Annotated in this window: 13 protein-coding genes and 1 tRNA gene; 8 read left to right on the forward strand and 6 right to left on the reverse strand. The window is 44.7% G+C overall.

Translation table 11 applies throughout. The annotated features are described in order from the left end of the window. Window positions 1–20: 20 nt before the first annotated feature. From ABHV44_RS01335 to ABHV44_RS01345, 3 genes are all read left to right on the forward strand, one after another. Window positions 21–947, forward strand: a complete 927-nt coding sequence (locus ABHV44_RS01335) for a PorP/SprF family type IX secretion system membrane protein (RefSeq protein ID WP_459072835.1) — start codon at window positions 21–23, stop codon at window positions 945–947. A gap of 23 nt (window positions 948–970) precedes the next feature. Then, complete coding sequence (locus ABHV44_RS01340) at window positions 971–3,133, forward strand: OmpA family protein (RefSeq protein WP_459072836.1); 2,163 nt, start codon at window positions 971–973, stop codon at window positions 3,131–3,133. A 311-nt stretch (window positions 3,134–3,444) separates the two neighbouring features. Next, entirely contained in the window at window positions 3,445–4,395 is a 951-nt protein-coding gene (locus tag ABHV44_RS01345; protein WP_459072837.1) for a hypothetical protein, read from the forward strand. Between the two features lie 117 nt (window positions 4,396–4,512). Here ABHV44_RS01345 and ABHV44_RS01350 read toward each other — a convergent pair. After that, window positions 4,513–4,583, reverse strand: a tRNA-Cys gene (locus ABHV44_RS01350). 106 nt (window positions 4,584–4,689) lie between these two features. Here ABHV44_RS01350 and ABHV44_RS01355 point away from each other — a divergent pair. Next, complete coding sequence (locus ABHV44_RS01355) at window positions 4,690–5,427, forward strand: CDP-alcohol phosphatidyltransferase family protein (RefSeq protein WP_459072838.1); 738 nt, start codon at window positions 4,690–4,692, stop codon at window positions 5,425–5,427. Then, window positions 5,424–5,675 carry a phosphoribosylformylglycinamidine synthase subunit PurS gene (gene purS / locus ABHV44_RS01360; protein ID WP_459072839.1) on the forward strand — a complete coding sequence of 84 codons (252 nt, stop codon included), beginning with the start codon at window positions 5,424–5,426 and terminating at the stop codon, window positions 5,673–5,675. Before ABHV44_RS01355 ends, purS begins: the two co-directional genes overlap by 4 nt. A 56-nt stretch (window positions 5,676–5,731) precedes the next feature. On the opposite strand, the gene ABHV44_RS01365 is transcribed toward purS, so the two are convergent. Next, window positions 5,732–6,103 (reverse strand): energy transducer TonB, encoded by a 372-nt coding sequence (locus ABHV44_RS01365; RefSeq protein ID WP_459072840.1) that lies wholly within the window; start codon window positions 6,101–6,103, stop codon window positions 5,732–5,734. Window positions 6,104–6,452: 349 nt separating this feature from the next. Between ABHV44_RS01365 and ABHV44_RS01370 the strand changes: the two genes are divergently transcribed. After that, window positions 6,453–7,295 carry an outer membrane beta-barrel protein gene (locus tag ABHV44_RS01370; RefSeq protein WP_459072841.1) on the forward strand — a complete coding sequence of 281 codons (843 nt, stop codon included), beginning with the start codon at window positions 6,453–6,455 and terminating at the stop codon, window positions 7,293–7,295. 79 nt (window positions 7,296–7,374) lie between these two features. Here ABHV44_RS01370 and ABHV44_RS01375 read toward each other — a convergent pair whose 3' ends face one another. Both ABHV44_RS01375 and ABHV44_RS01380 read right to left on the reverse strand, forming a co-directional pair. Further along, window positions 7,375–8,094, reverse strand: a complete 720-nt coding sequence (locus ABHV44_RS01375) for a 3'-5' exonuclease (protein ID WP_459072842.1) — start codon at window positions 8,092–8,094, stop codon at window positions 7,375–7,377. A 36-nt stretch (window positions 8,095–8,130) separates the two neighbouring features. Then, on the reverse strand, window positions 8,131–9,294 hold the full coding sequence (locus ABHV44_RS01380) for a serine hydrolase domain-containing protein (RefSeq protein WP_459072843.1): 1,164 nt from the start codon (window positions 9,292–9,294) through the stop codon (window positions 8,131–8,133). An 81-nt stretch (window positions 9,295–9,375) separates the two neighbouring features. Here ABHV44_RS01380 and ABHV44_RS01385 point away from each other — a divergent pair, with 81 nt between their 5' ends. Beyond that, complete coding sequence (locus ABHV44_RS01385; protein ID WP_459072844.1) at window positions 9,376–10,251, forward strand: tetratricopeptide repeat protein; 876 nt, start codon at window positions 9,376–9,378, stop codon at window positions 10,249–10,251. A gap of 232 nt (window positions 10,252–10,483) precedes the next feature. Here the strand turns inward: ABHV44_RS01385 and lipB are convergent, their stop codons facing one another. Then, window positions 10,484–11,191: a lipoyl(octanoyl) transferase LipB gene (gene lipB / locus ABHV44_RS01390; RefSeq protein ID WP_459072845.1), complete on the reverse strand. Its 708-nt coding sequence runs from the start codon at window positions 11,189–11,191 to the stop codon at window positions 10,484–10,486. 73 nt (window positions 11,192–11,264) lie between these two features. Next, window positions 11,265–12,038 (reverse strand): superoxide dismutase, encoded by a 774-nt coding sequence (locus tag ABHV44_RS01395; RefSeq protein WP_459072846.1) that lies wholly within the window; start codon window positions 12,036–12,038, stop codon window positions 11,265–11,267. Window positions 12,039–12,346: 308 nt separating this feature from the next. Here ABHV44_RS01395 and ABHV44_RS01400 point away from each other — a divergent pair, with 308 nt between their 5' ends. Beyond that, the gene (locus tag ABHV44_RS01400) at window positions 12,347–13,357 is read left to right on the forward strand and encodes a T9SS type A sorting domain-containing protein (protein ID WP_459072847.1); all 1,011 of its coding nucleotides are present in this window, start codon (window positions 12,347–12,349) and stop codon (window positions 13,355–13,357) included. Window positions 13,358–13,638: the final 281 nt, after the last annotated feature.

Genomic DNA, 13,638 nt, shown 5'->3' on the forward strand with positions numbered 1-13,638 from the left:
TCGAAAAACGAAAATGAACCATGAAAAAACTTTATAACATATTTTTTCTTGCCATTGGAGTTCTGAGCTGTAGCGTGCTCTCTGCTCAGCAAGACCCCATGTTTTCGCAATACATGTTCAACACACTGGCGATCAACCCGGCCTATGCGGGAAGTGCAGATTTGCTGAACGTCACTGCGCTGTACCGACATCAGTGGACCCAGTTTGACGGAGCACCGGTTACTCAAACACTCACTGCTCACAGTCCGCTTGGCAGAGAAAGCATTGGTCTCGGAGGAACCGTGATCAACGATAGCTATGGACCTGTGCAGCAAACAGCTTTTTATGCTGACTTTTCCTATCGGATAATTTTCGACAGAACAAAGCTGGCCTTTGGGTTAAAAGCCGGAGCGAGTCTTTTCCAGGCCGATCTTCTTTCTCTCAACCCGCTGGATCAGGACGATCCTGCCTTTGCTGGAAACATCGAAAGCAAGCTGCTTCCCAACCTTGGAGCAGGAGCAATGTACTACTCCGATCGTTTTTATGTGGGTCTCTCTGTCCCCCGACTTTTTCAAAATAAACTGTGGGACTCTACACTGCCCGACTTTCAAGAAAACACGGAGCGAGTACACGGATTTTTTATTGCCGGCATTGTTTTCGACATCAATAGCTACGTAAAATTCAAGCCTTCGATGTTGGTGAGAGCTGTCAACGGAGCCCCTCTTTCTGCCGACCTCACAGCCAATTTCCTTTTCTATGATAAGCTCTGGATTGGAGCCATGTATCGCTACGAAGATGCCGTAGGCCTTTTGGCTCAGTATGAGATCAACAACAAAATTAAGATTGGCTACGCTTACGACTACACCGTTTCCGATTTGGGACGCTACAACAACGGAACACATGAAATTATGCTCGGTGTAGACTTTGGCCGAAAATACGGAGGTGACAAGTCTCCACGCTACTTCTAAAAAAACTGCGAAAACCAATTTCTATGAAATCCATAGTCACCTTTTTCATTTGTCTTTTTCTTTTCACTGGCTTTTCGCTGGCGCAAAAGAGCAAGCTAACACTTGCGGACAAGCACTTTCAGGCGTTTGACTTTACGGAAGCTATTGCCATTTACGATGACGTTTTGGAGAAGCATCCCGAAAACAGCGAGGCTCTTCGCAAAGTTTCTGTGAGCTTGAGCAATACCGGGAACTACGCCCTGGCCGAGGCCCGACTAAAAACACTCACGGAACTCGAAGAGAAGTCCGTTGATGATTTGATTTTGCTGGCCGATGTGCTCAAGCAAAATGGAAAGCTGGATGAGGCAGCAGAGATTTATGAAGAAATCTACAGGCAGTATCCAGAAAATGAAATTGCCAAAAAATACCACGAGCATCCCAATTGGGTAAAGAGCCTCTTACGAGATTCAAGCCGATTCAACCTCGAGATTGCCGCAATCAATTCAAAGTATTCCGATTTCGCACCTGTTTTTATGGACGACAAAGTTCTGTTCTCATCATCCAGAAGAGAAGGTAAAGGCCAAACGAGAACCTACAACTGGAATGATCAGAGTTATCTGAACATCTTTGCTTCAGACCTTGAAAAAGACAGCACGTTGGCAAATCCCGATGTACTTCGAAATGACCTGAACACACGGTTTCACGAGGGAACCGTAAGCTACGATCAAAACGAAGGGAAACTGTACATCACCAGAAATAATTACATCGATGGCAAGCAGCAAAAAGACGAAAACGGAAATTTAAACCTTGGAATTTTCATCAGCTCTTTCAACGATGGAGAATTCGGTGACGTTCAGCCATTTGAGCTCAACAATAAAAACTATTCCGTTGGGCATCCGACACTGACGTCAGACGGAAGCACGATTTACTTTGTTTCAGACATGCCTGGTGGACATGGCGGAACGGACATCTACTACTCTGAGAAAATCGATGAAAAATGGAGCGAGCCAAAAAATCTCGGACCAGTGGTCAACTCCTCCGGCAATGAAATGTTCCCGTACCTTGTAGATGACGAAGTGCTCTACTTTTCCTCAGACGGACACGTTGGCCTTGGTGGTCTCGACCTCTATTACTTCCGTTTAAATTATAATAATCCTGTGGCTTTTAACATGGGCTATCCCATCAACACAACCCACGATGACTTTGGGATTTGTGTTTTTGAGAATGGAAAAAGTGGGTTTTTAAGTAGTAACAGACCTGGAGGAATGGGCGATGACGATGTGTATCACTATGCAATTGCAGATCCTGAAAAAACTGTTATCAGCGGAATCGTTTTCGATCAGGAAACCAAGGAACCGGTTGAAGGCGCTACGGTAACCGTGAGACGAAGCTCTGTAACCGATAGCAGCGATGTGGCAATCAGCACAGACGAATCGGGACGCTACGAACTGGAACTCGACACAACTGATCAGGCAGTAGTGATGGGCTCAAAGGAAGGTTACTTCAAAGAAGCCTCCACAGCCAATAGAGATAACAATTCGGAGTACGTTGATCGGGTGAACATTGAACTCGAAGATTATGACTTTGGTGTAGAGGGGTTTGTTTATCTCGCGAAGGAAAAGATTCCGGCAGAAAATGCCACTCTCCAGCTTTTGGATGAAAAAGGTAATCTGTTAAAAGAGATCTCTTCCGATCCCGAGGGCCAGTACGCATTTGCTCTGGAAGCTAATTCGAGGTACACTGTGGTTTGCAAAAAAGAGGGATACGTTACACAAAAAACAAACTTTGAGACTCCAGCAGAATCAGCTCCTGCTCAACGATCTGACTTCCAGCTGTTCAAGCCTGAAAAAGATCAAACCATTCAGTTGAGCAACATCTACTACGCCTTCGACAAATCTTACATTAGAGAGGAAGACAAACCTGAACTCAACAAACTTGCAGACCTCATGAAGTCTAATCCGAATATGGAGATAGAAATCCAATCTCACACCGATAATCGTGGCAGTGCTGATTATAATCTAGACCTGTCTCGCAAGCGCGCAGCTTCAGTTGTTCGCTATCTCACGTCAAATGGGATTGACAATTCGCGACTGACCGCAAAAGGATTTGGTGAATCAAGCCTCCTACACGAATGCTCTGAAGAAGAGTGTCCTGAATGGAAACATCAGGAAAACAGGCGAACAGAATTTGTTATTAAAGAAATTTAATCCACTGAATTATAGACCATTGAGAATAGGAATCAAATTTTTTTCAAAAAAAGAGACAACCCCCGCGCAACCTTCTCGTCTTTTAACCACGAGAGTCGCGATAGCGGTTTTCGACCAACACTAAAACCGACTCTATAAATTTCTATTCCTTAACTAAGTCTAGCTAATTGACTCTTAAAAAAAGTCATTAACTAAGAAACAACCCGGAGCCAACCACTCCGGGTTTTTTTTGGCTTCGTTTCAGCCTAAACTTTTATTTGCTAGGGATTTGTACCTTTGTGCAGACAATTCTAAAACCAAAAAATACTACGATGAAACTTTCGACTAGCTTCCTTTCAGCAATTCTGCTCACCTTTACATTTCTCGTCTTCACTCAAGGACAAGCCCAGGTGACCGATCGGGCAAAAGAAAAAGCAGAGCGCAAAACCAACCAGCGTGTAGATCAGAAAATTGACAACGGAATTGACAAAGGACTCGATGCCATCGAAGGACTTTTCAAAAAAAAGGACAAAAAGAAGAAGAAATCTGATAAACAGGAGGAAGCTCAGGAGCAATCTCAAGAGAGTAATCAGCAGCAGCAAGAAAATGCGATGATGGGCCTCTTTGGGGGTGGCGATGTCGAGGTTCAGGATGAGTATCAGTTCGACCACTCAATGGACATGCACGTGCAGATGTACGACAAAAAAGGCAAGGCCACAGATGAGATGGAATACACCATGCTTTTCTCGGAGTCGCAATCTTATTTTGGAATGTATGGTACAAACCAGGGAACATCTTTTAAAATGGTCTTTGACTACGACAATCTTCAAATGATTACTATGCCAGAGGCACAGCCTGGAGCGCCAAGCTACGGAATGGTCATGAGTCTGGATGAAGGTGTCTTCGAAAGTGAAGAAGGAGAAATGGAGTCAAGCGATATTACATTTGTTGAAACAGGTCGCACCAAAACGATAAATGGCTTCAGTTGTAAGGAGTACAAACTCGAAAACGCGGATGACGAAGATTACGAAACATTCGTTTGGACGACAATGGACAGTGATATGGAATGGACTTCTTACTTTCAGGCTATGTCTGAGCAGCAAAAGATGAAAATGCAAATGCCGGAAAGTTACCCTGAAGGAATGGTTGTTCAAACAGTGATGGAAAGCACCAAGAATGATGAGAAAACGGTGATGACTATTAAGAACATGAAGAAAAATAGTAACGAAACTCTATCTACATCAGGCTACAAGTTCATGAGCATGGGCGGGAAAAAGAAGTAAGCACGACTTAAAAAAACATTTTAGGGGGCGTCAGGAAATGAGCGCCTCTTTCTTTTTCCGATAGCCATTAAATCAAAAAAGCCCGGACGATGCAATGCATGTCCGGGCTTTTTCTTGAGGTCTGGAGCGGATTCGAACCGCTGTACGAGGTGTTGCAGACCTCTGCCTAGCCGCTCGGCCACCAGACCAAATTTTTCATTGGAGGACAAATATAAAAAATTGCTCTCTCAAACCAACAGGTTAAACGACCAGGAGGTGTAAAAGTTCCGTCAATCGAATTTTTATCTTAGCCCCGTGCAAATCAAGAAACATATCCCCAACCTGATTACGCTCTCTAACCTGCTTTGTGGAGCGGCTGCAGCGATTTTCATTCTTCAGGAGAAAGACCTGGCGACTGCTTCCCTTTTGGTTTTACTGGGAGCGGCTTTCGATTTTGCAGACGGTGCCGTAGCGAGAATTTTAAAAGTTAGTGGTGAGCTCGGAAAACAGCTCGACTCTTTGGCTGATGTAATCACTTTTGGACTTGTGCCTGCCTTGATGGCTTACCACCTTTGTCTGGAATCAATTGGTGAGCTCGATGCGCGCTTAGCTTTCATCCCGCTGGTGATGGCAGCTTTCTCCGGATTTCGTCTCGGAAAATTCAACATCGACACGCGACAGTCGGATTCGTTCATCGGGCTACCCACTCCGGCAAATGCACTACTTTGGGTATCATTGAGCATGATTTATGCTGCTGAAGTGCAATTGCCAGCTGCTTTGAAAAACTTCATTTTCAGCCCTGCCACACTAGTGGTACTTTCAATAGTTATGTCCATTTTGCTCGTAGCAGAACTTCCTCTTTTCGCCATGAAATTCAAGAGTCTGAAGTGGCGTGAAAATCAAATTCGAATCATCTTCGTAGCTGTATCGCTCGTCCTGTTGATTTTGGCGTTCGTTATCATCGGAAATCTTTTCACAGCGATACCAATAATTCTATTTTTGTACCTGATTTTATCGCTCATCAACAACTCATTTAAGAACACAAATCCATGAAGTTTAAAGCTCACATTAACGTAATGCCACTCGAAGCCCTACTCGACCCACAGGGCAAGGCGGTTACCGGAAGCATGAAAAACCTGGGACTGGAAGAAATTTCGAATGTCCGCATCGGCAAGCACATCACCTTGATGATTGAAGCTAGTGACGAAAAAGCCGCTGAGAAAAAAGTGGATGAAGCTTGTAAAAAGCTCCTGGCGAACGAAATTATGGAAAGCTACGACTTCCGATTGGAAAAAGCATAAGCACAAAAAAACCCTGACCTCGAAAAGTCAGGGTTTTTAATTTCCCTTGATCATCATTAAGCCTGTTTTTTAAATACGAAGCGATACTTTATTGTTTTTCCTACACTCTCATCCTCTTCCGAGAGTTTTATTTTCTTCAGTTTCTCCAGCACGTAGTCCACGAGATCTGGATTAGTAGACTGAATGTTTAGCACTTTTACTGTACCTTCTTCATTTATCATAAAGCTCACTTCTACTGTTCCGTGCATTTCTTGCTGTGCAAAAATTGGATAGAACATGTGACGGTTGATCTGCTTTTTGAGCTTTTCACCGGCATTGCTAATCAATACTTCCTCGTGGGGTGCAACCTCACTCGGTGTGATGGCCTGCAAACTAATCGCAGAAACCAAACTGAATAAAATTAAGCTGATTGCTACTGCTTTTTTCATGACATTGTTTTTTGGTTTGTAGGGGTAAGACGCTTTCGTTTAATCTAAGTTACAGCAAAGTAGCAGTTTCCTGATTTTTAATTGTTAAGCGGAATGTTTCTCGTGATGAGTGGAAATTAGAACCCGTTGAGATTTCACACTCCCTTACCTTATTTCTCAAAAAGGGAACGAATCTTTATGCCTACACACACGCATGGCTGTTTCAAATCACCTCCGCTCTATTAGTTTTTCTATTCGTCCCTATAATAAGGTATGAAAAACAGGATCGACTAAATATTTTTTTGAAGGCTGTAACAAATATTCATTGGGGGGCGTCCTACGGTCAAACAAACACGAAAATCACACAGTCATGAAAAAATATTTGTTAATACTACTCATTTTTATCGGCCCTTTGCTGGCCATGGCTCAGGAAGAGCAAGAGGAAAAAAATTCTGATACAACACGAGTTAAAGTCGGAAAATTGAATGTCACCATCACCGAAGACAACACGAAGGTGAGCAATGAAGACGAAGAAGAGGAAGACGATGATGACAGCGACAACAAAGACGAGTTGACCCACTGGGGCGGAATTGACCTCGGAGTGAACATCCTCCTCACCCCGGATCACGATACAGATTATCCCGAAGGAAGTGAATGGTTGGAGCAAGATTACGCTCGTTCACTGAGCTGGAGCTTCAATCTCTTCGAAACTAAGATTCGTATCGTAAAAGACTACGTTGGATTGGTTACCGGTATCGGGCTGACCTACAATAGCTACACTTTTGGGGATAGCGTGAATGTTGTAACGAATGAATTTGCTGGACTACCAGGTGACTCGACCTTTGCGGATGTAGGTGACTATAATGATTTTGACAAGAACAAATTCCGTGCTTCCTACCTCAAAATTCCACTGATGCTTGAGTTCAATACGAGCTTAGACCCTGAGAGAACTTTCCACGTTGCCGGTGGTGTAATCGGTGGCTGGAACATGGGAACAATTAAAAAGCAGAAATACGAGCAAGAGGGCGTAAAAGTAAAACACCGTGAAAAAGGTGACTTCAACCTGACTCCATTCACACTCGATGCAGCCGTGCGAATCGGTTATAGAAACTACACCCTATTTGCCAACTACGGACTCACTCCTCTCTTTGAAGATGGAAAAGGTCCCGAGCTTCACAACCTCACGGTTGGCCTCGCACTGGTGCCGTGGTAAGACAAAATCGAAACTCAACAAACGGAACCAGACCTTGATTTTTAGGCTTACAGCTCCCGATTTATCGGGGGCTGTTTTTTTATACAGCATGCACGTTTTCATCCTTCACTAGCGGAAGGCGCATAAAGCGAAGGAGAACCTGAGCAACAGTTAGCGTGTCCTTTCGGCAGTATTTTTCAATTCGCTCCAAATCGTTCTCTTCGTAGTAAACTCTCCTCACCTGGCTGCCGTCAATGTCGTCCTTGGGCGTTGGCACATCCAAAATTTTCGCGAGCAGGTGCAAAGCAGTGTAGTGCTTATAGTCGCCAAACTTCCAGAGTTCCATCGTGTCGAGGTGGTTTGTTTCCCAGGGTTTCTTACCATGCGTTCGGAGCATATAGGGAATTTCCATTCCGTGGACCACCATTCTGCGGGCGATGTAGGGGAAATCGAACTCCTTGCCGTTGTGAGCACAAAGCCTGTCATAATCGGTTTTGTAAAACTTCCTGACTACCTGGGCAAAATCTTCGAGCAGCTCGCGCTCATCGTGACCACAAAAAGACTTGGTGCGAAAATTCCAGTCGGTGCCTTCCTGCACGAAAAATCCAACAGAGATGCAGATGATTTTTCCGAACTCGGCATAGATTCCTGCATTTTCGTAGGAATCTTCGAGATCGATTCCTTTGCGTTCGCGCATAAACTGGGACTTCTTTTCCCAGAGCTGTTGGAAGTCATCATCGAGATCATCAAAACTTCTGTTTTGCGGCACTGTCTCAATATCCAAAAAGAGAATCCGGTTGATTTTTAGTTGATCCAGCATAGGTGTTAAGTATTTAGTTTCGTAGGTCGTAGCCTTCTACCTTGCGGTAACTTCGTAGGCCAAATCCAGTAGTTGATACACATCCACATGGGCGTGATCAATTTTTCGCTGTGGACGGGTGTGGCCAAGTTTCACAACGATCAGGTCATCTTCGGGCACCACCAAAATATACTGTCCGCGCATTCCTCTCGCTGAGAAAAATGGTTTTCCGTTGTGCTTTCCAAGCCACCACTGATAACCATACCAGTCCACAACCTCGCCAAAGCGATCTTCGACCATCACGGGTTGCGTTGAGCAAATTACAAAATCCTCTGGTACAAGCTGTTGACCTTTCCAGCGACCGGAGTCGAGGTAGAGTTTTCCAAGCCTGGCAAAATCTCTCGGGTTGGAATAAAAAGCGGAAAAAGCCTTTTCAAGTCCGCCTTCTCGATCGAGGTTCCAGAACGCTGGTTTTCTAGCTCCAACCTTTTGCCACACCTTTTCGGAAAAATATTCGCTGAGTGTCTTGCCTGTAGCTTTCTCTAAAATCTCAGCCAAAATCACAGTGTTGCCACCTTCATACTCCCACATCGATCCGGGCTCGAACTCCACCGAATAACCTTCCGTTTCCGTTCTCAAATCATCTCCATAGTAGGCTCTGGCCATGTAGCCAAAAGGACTGGCGTAGCTTTCTCCGAAGGGAATTCCAGATCGCATTTGAAGGAGGTGTTCGATCTCTAGTTTTGCATTTTCACCTTCTTTAAATCGAGGCAAAAAATCTCCAACTTTTTGGTGCACGCTTTCGATCAATCCGTCTCCAATAGCACATCCAATAGCTATTGAAGTGAAACTCTTGGCCATCGAAAAAGAATTGGAGTAGGTCGTGTCGGTGTAGCCTTCCCAGTATTTTTCAAGGAAGATACTATCGTGGCGAATCACCAGCAGGCCAACGGTTTCGTATTTTTCCAGCGTATCGTTTTGAGCTTCTGAGATCTCCGCTTCACCGAAGGCGTTCGCTGTTGCCCAGGGCTGGTAGTCTCCTGCTTCCACTTTCCGCAAGTCGAAATTTTCCATGTCATCGATATCGGGCTTCGATTCGCCTACAAACCAGGTCTGAGTTATCCCATTCAAAATGTGTCCATTTCCAGAAATGAAAAGGATCACAACGGCAAGCAGAACCACGGCTGCGAGCACTATCAGTGTTTTAAGTAAAGTCTTCATTGTAATAGCCAAGGTAGCATTTTCCGTTCAAGCGTAACAAATGGCGCTGATGTGAGTAAAAATACCCAAACAATTACTGCGATGAAACTCACAATACTATCCATCAGACCACTTTTGGTAGGCCTGAGCTTTTTATTCTCTATTGGGATTTTTGCACAGGACACTACTACGTCCCTTTCTGAACTGCAAGCACTTTACGAGCAAGAACAATACGAGGCCTGCCTGGAAGGCCTTGAAAAGACACTCGAAGAAGAACAGAGCGCTGAAGCCCTTCGACTGCAAGCCGATTGCTATCACAAGCTTGGCGCGCTCAACGAGGCTCTTCCTTCTTACAACGAAGCGCTTGAAAAAGAATCGAAAAACGCCACAGCACTTCTCCACAGAGGAATTTGCTACTATGGTCTCGGTGACCTGGATGCCGCATCCCGCGATCTGGAAGAGTGCATGAAACTCGACCCCGACAACGCTATGATTTATTACTACCAGGCGGAAATTGATTATGAAAAGTTTGAGCAAGAATCGGCCATTCAAAAACTCGGTGTTGCGATTGACCTCGATGAAAATTATATGGAAGCTTACTACTTGCGCGCTGCAGCAGCTTCTGAAATCGGCAATTACGAACTCGCCATTACAGATTATAAAAAAGCATTGAAGTTGAAGCCGGAGTTTCGCAGAACGGCCCTCAACCTCGCATTGGTGTACATGGATCAGGGAGATTTTGAAGTGGCACTTGAGAAATTGAAACAACTAACTCTCGAAGTGATCGATTTCAAAGCAGAAGTTTTTTACTACACTGCGGAGGCGAAGCTTTCGCTAAACGACAAAGAAGGCGCCTGCCAGGCACTCTCTGAGGCATCAGCCCTGGGAGACAAGGAAGCAGAAAAAGCCTACAAGTCCATTTGTAAGAAGAACAAAGAGAAAATGCCTGAGCGTAGAAGAACGCGTGCTGCTTTCTAAAAAGGCCACAGAAGACAATTATAGTATCGGCCGCAGCAAATGTTATTGGCTCGTGCCGATGGAGGTTCTCGAGCGTAGCCGAGAGAGAGCGTAGGAGAACTCGAGCTGCTTTCTAGTAGATCCGAAGAGAAGGGAAATTTTGATTGCCTCCCTCCTTGTCTCGACTCCGCTCGACAAACGGCCTACGCGCAAGCCAGGAACTTTTAAAGAAAAGTACGCTCAAGCGGCATAATCACACAGAAATATATTCCAGATCAAAAAGATTGGCGAGGTTCTCTTTGAGCTTCGCCTTTACTTTTTCCAGGTCTACCTTTTCGCCCAGTTCTTTTTCCATGGAGGTAACGGCTTTATCGTCAATGCCACAAGGCACGATGTAGTCGAAATAGCTTAAGTCCGTGTTGACGTTAAAAGCAAATCCGTGCATCGTCACCCAGCGTGAGCATTTCACGCCCATTGCGCAAATTTTTCTGGCTTTTCTCATATCATCACCATCGAGCCAAACTCCGGTGAGACCTTCCACTCTGCCAGCTTTTATTCCATAATCGGACAGCGTGAGAATGATGGCTTCTTCGAGAAACCTAAGGTATTTGTGGATGTCGGTGAAAAAATTGTCGAGGTCAAAAATTGGGTAACCCACAATTTGCCCGGGTCCGTGGTAGGTGATGTCTCCCCCGCGATTGATCTTGTAGTAAGTTGCTTCGACTTCCTGAAGCCGCTCCCTGGAGATGAGTAGGTTTTTCTCTTCACCACTTTTTCCAAGAGTGTAGACATGCGGATGCTCAACAAACAGCAGGTGATTTTCAGTGGGTTTTTCATCTTCCGGCTCCCCTTTTCTGTTAGCGATTTTCAGGTCGACCGTTTTTTTAAACAGCTCTTCCTGATAATCCCAGCAGGCTTTGTAGTCCATTTTGCCGAGGTCCTGAAACTTTACTTTCCGCATTCTTTTATTCAAAAAAATTCCCCACGGCAATAGCCGCAGGGAACAAATTTACGTTGAATATTTTCTGAAACGCTTAAGACATTGTTGCCGCATCGTAGTTAGCTGCAACAACATCCCAGTTGATGAGATCCATCCATGATTTGATGTACTCACCGCGCTCGTTTTGATAGTTGAGGTAGTAGGCGTGTTCCCAAACATCGATTCCGAGGATTGGGCGGCCGGTTTTCTCAACCACGTTTTTCATCATTGGATTATCCTGGTTTGGCGTGCTGGTGATGAAAAGGCTTCCATCATCGTTGGCACAAATCCATGCCCAGCCGCTACCGAAAACTCCTTTGGCTGCGCTGAAGAACTGTTCTTCGCAATCTTTGAGAGTTCCAAAGGCAGACATCATGGCTTCCTTGAGTTTACCTGAAGGTTCGCTAGCTCCGCCTGGCTTCATCACGTCCCAAAACATGCTGTGGTTCCAGTGGCCACCACCATTGTTTCTCACATTGGTATCGCCTTCTTTCACGTTCATCACGATTTCGTCAAGCGACATTCCACCATAGCCTGAAGTTTCTTTGAGGGCGTTGTTGAGTTTTCTAACATAGCCAGCGTGGTGTTTGCTGTGGTGAATCTCCATAGTTTCAGCATCGATAGCCGGAGCCAGTGCTGTGTAGGCATAGCCCAAAGCCGGCAGCTCGAAAGTCATCGGAGCTTTTTCGGAGGAGTCTTCTTTTTTATCGGATTTGTCGGAAGCGTTGCTGTCGCCAGCTTTTGAGGCTTCATCGCAGGCGAGAAACGGGCTCACCACGATTCCGGCACCCACGATACCCGACAAGCGTAGAAATTCTCTTTTCTTCATAGCAGTAACTGATTCTGATTTGCGTTAAAATTGCCTCTTTTGAGGGAGGTATCAAAATTTAAAAGGGAGAAAGGAGGAAATTGTTCGGAGTTGAGGTAAAAGAAAAACCCGCTAGCTCATCACAAGCTGACTGTGTTCAATCTCTCACTATCAGGTAAATCTCGTCTCGAAGCTTTAAAATTTGCCTCGCCACACGAGTGGCAAAAAAAGCCGATCCGCTGGCATTTTTTGCCGTTTGTGGAAATGGATATTTCATGGCGTTTTGCGTGAGATAATTTCGCTTAAATTTTAATAACACCATCAAAAAAATGAAAAACATCTCCCTCTTTTTGCTTTTGAGTTTGCCTGCCATATCGCTGGCTCAGCCCGTGATCAACAGTTCAAACTTTATCATTTCAGGCGATACTCAAATTCGATGGATTGAGCTTGAGTATACTGACGTGACCGACCTTTCCGGATCCAACCAGACCTGGGATCTATCAGATTTGGAGGCATCCGGAACTGAGGAAAACTTTGGCTTTATTCCTTCAGAAGGAACTCCTTTTGAAGATAATTTCCCTTCGGCAAACTACGCCTGGACAATGGAGAATTCTGCTTATTTCTATCACGACATCTCTACTACAAAATGGGATGAGCTCGGTTTTGCTTTCACCGAAGAAGAGACAGACGTGACTTTGACCTACTCCAACCCGAGAACCATTCTTTCTTTTCCATTGGCATACAGCTCAACACATGAAGATGACTATGCCGGAAGTTTATCTGGCTTTGGTTTTGAAACACAAATAGCCGGAAACTACTCATATGTGGTAGACGGCTACGGTACGTTGATTCTTCCTTCAGGGACTCTTAATAATGTGCTTCGACTTAAGGTCGAATACCAGGAAACGACATCCTTTATGGGTGAAGTTGGCGAAGTGGAAAATACTACGATCTACCAGTTTTATGTAAATGGAATTCCTTATCCAGTTGCTGCTATTCAGTATACTGAATACGAATCTGAGGATGGCATTGAAGTGGAATCTTACAGCTACTACACCGATCAGACAATCTCAGGAGTTGAAGAAAACGTACAGCCTGTTTCTGTAGAAGTGTGGCCTAACCCTGCCAACGAAATGGTAAATGTAAAGGTCTACAACAGTTCCGAAACTCTTGAAGTAAACATCTTTGACATCAACGGCAAATTGGTGAAGCAACAAGTAGGAGGAATGAAAGGAACCAATCAGTTTCACATCTCAACCGAGGACCTCAGCTCTGGCTTTTACACCATTCAGGTGATTCAACCAGGCAGTAGCAAAGCAATCAAACTCATTGTTGAGTAATCGAAACCAAAGCTCAATAAAGCCGCTTTCCAGCTTTGGGGAGCGGTTTTTTTTCGAAAAAGAAAAACCCGGCAGCTTATCACAAGCGGCCGGGCTCTGAATCCTTTAATTCAGTGAAAGATATTCTGTCACCTACTTATTGGTGTCTATCTACTTAATCATTTGACTGATCTAGAAAGACAGACACCTACTAAAGGACAAGGTATAGGCCGAAGCCTTACATCTCACCTCTAGTTTTGGTGATTCCTGAATTTTCTTTTTGAGTTAGAGAAACCATGTGT

Origin of the sequence: Halocola ammonii (assembly GCF_049334165.1) — a bacterium.
In the GTDB taxonomy this organism is placed as follows: domain Bacteria; phylum Bacteroidota; class Bacteroidia; order Flavobacteriales_D; family Sanyastnellaceae; genus JBEGHD01.

What these genes read in the sequence shown, in the direction of transcription:
- ABHV44_RS01335 (WP_459072835.1), top strand. Translation starts at nt 21, where the DNA reads ATGAAAAAACTTTATAACATATTTTTTCTTGCCATTGGAGTTCTGAGC.
- ABHV44_RS01340 (WP_459072836.1), top strand. Translation starts at nt 971, where the DNA reads ATGAAATCCATAGTCACCTTTTTCATTTGTCTTTTTCTTTTCACTGGC.
- ABHV44_RS01345 (WP_459072837.1), top strand. Translation starts at nt 3,445, where the DNA reads ATGAAACTTTCGACTAGCTTCCTTTCAGCAATTCTGCTCACCTTTACA.
- purS (WP_459072839.1), top strand. Translation starts at nt 5,424, where the DNA reads ATGAAGTTTAAAGCTCACATTAACGTAATGCCACTCGAAGCCCTACTC.
- ABHV44_RS01365 (WP_459072840.1), bottom strand. Translation starts at nt 6,103, where the DNA reads ATGAAAAAAGCAGTAGCAATCAGCTTAATTTTATTCAGTTTGGTTTCT.
- ABHV44_RS01370 (WP_459072841.1), top strand. Translation starts at nt 6,453, where the DNA reads ATGAAAAAATATTTGTTAATACTACTCATTTTTATCGGCCCTTTGCTG.
- ABHV44_RS01375 (WP_459072842.1), bottom strand. Translation starts at nt 8,094, where the DNA reads ATGCTGGATCAACTAAAAATCAACCGGATTCTCTTTTTGGATATTGAG.
- ABHV44_RS01380 (WP_459072843.1), bottom strand. Translation starts at nt 9,294, where the DNA reads ATGAAGACTTTACTTAAAACACTGATAGTGCTCGCAGCCGTGGTTCTG.
- ABHV44_RS01385 (WP_459072844.1), top strand. Translation starts at nt 9,376, where the DNA reads ATGAAACTCACAATACTATCCATCAGACCACTTTTGGTAGGCCTGAGC.
- lipB (WP_459072845.1), bottom strand. Translation starts at nt 11,191, where the DNA reads ATGCGGAAAGTAAAGTTTCAGGACCTCGGCAAAATGGACTACAAAGCC.
- ABHV44_RS01395 (WP_459072846.1), bottom strand. Translation starts at nt 12,038, where the DNA reads ATGAAGAAAAGAGAATTTCTACGCTTGTCGGGTATCGTGGGTGCCGGA.
- ABHV44_RS01400 (WP_459072847.1), top strand. Translation starts at nt 12,347, where the DNA reads ATGAAAAACATCTCCCTCTTTTTGCTTTTGAGTTTGCCTGCCATATCG.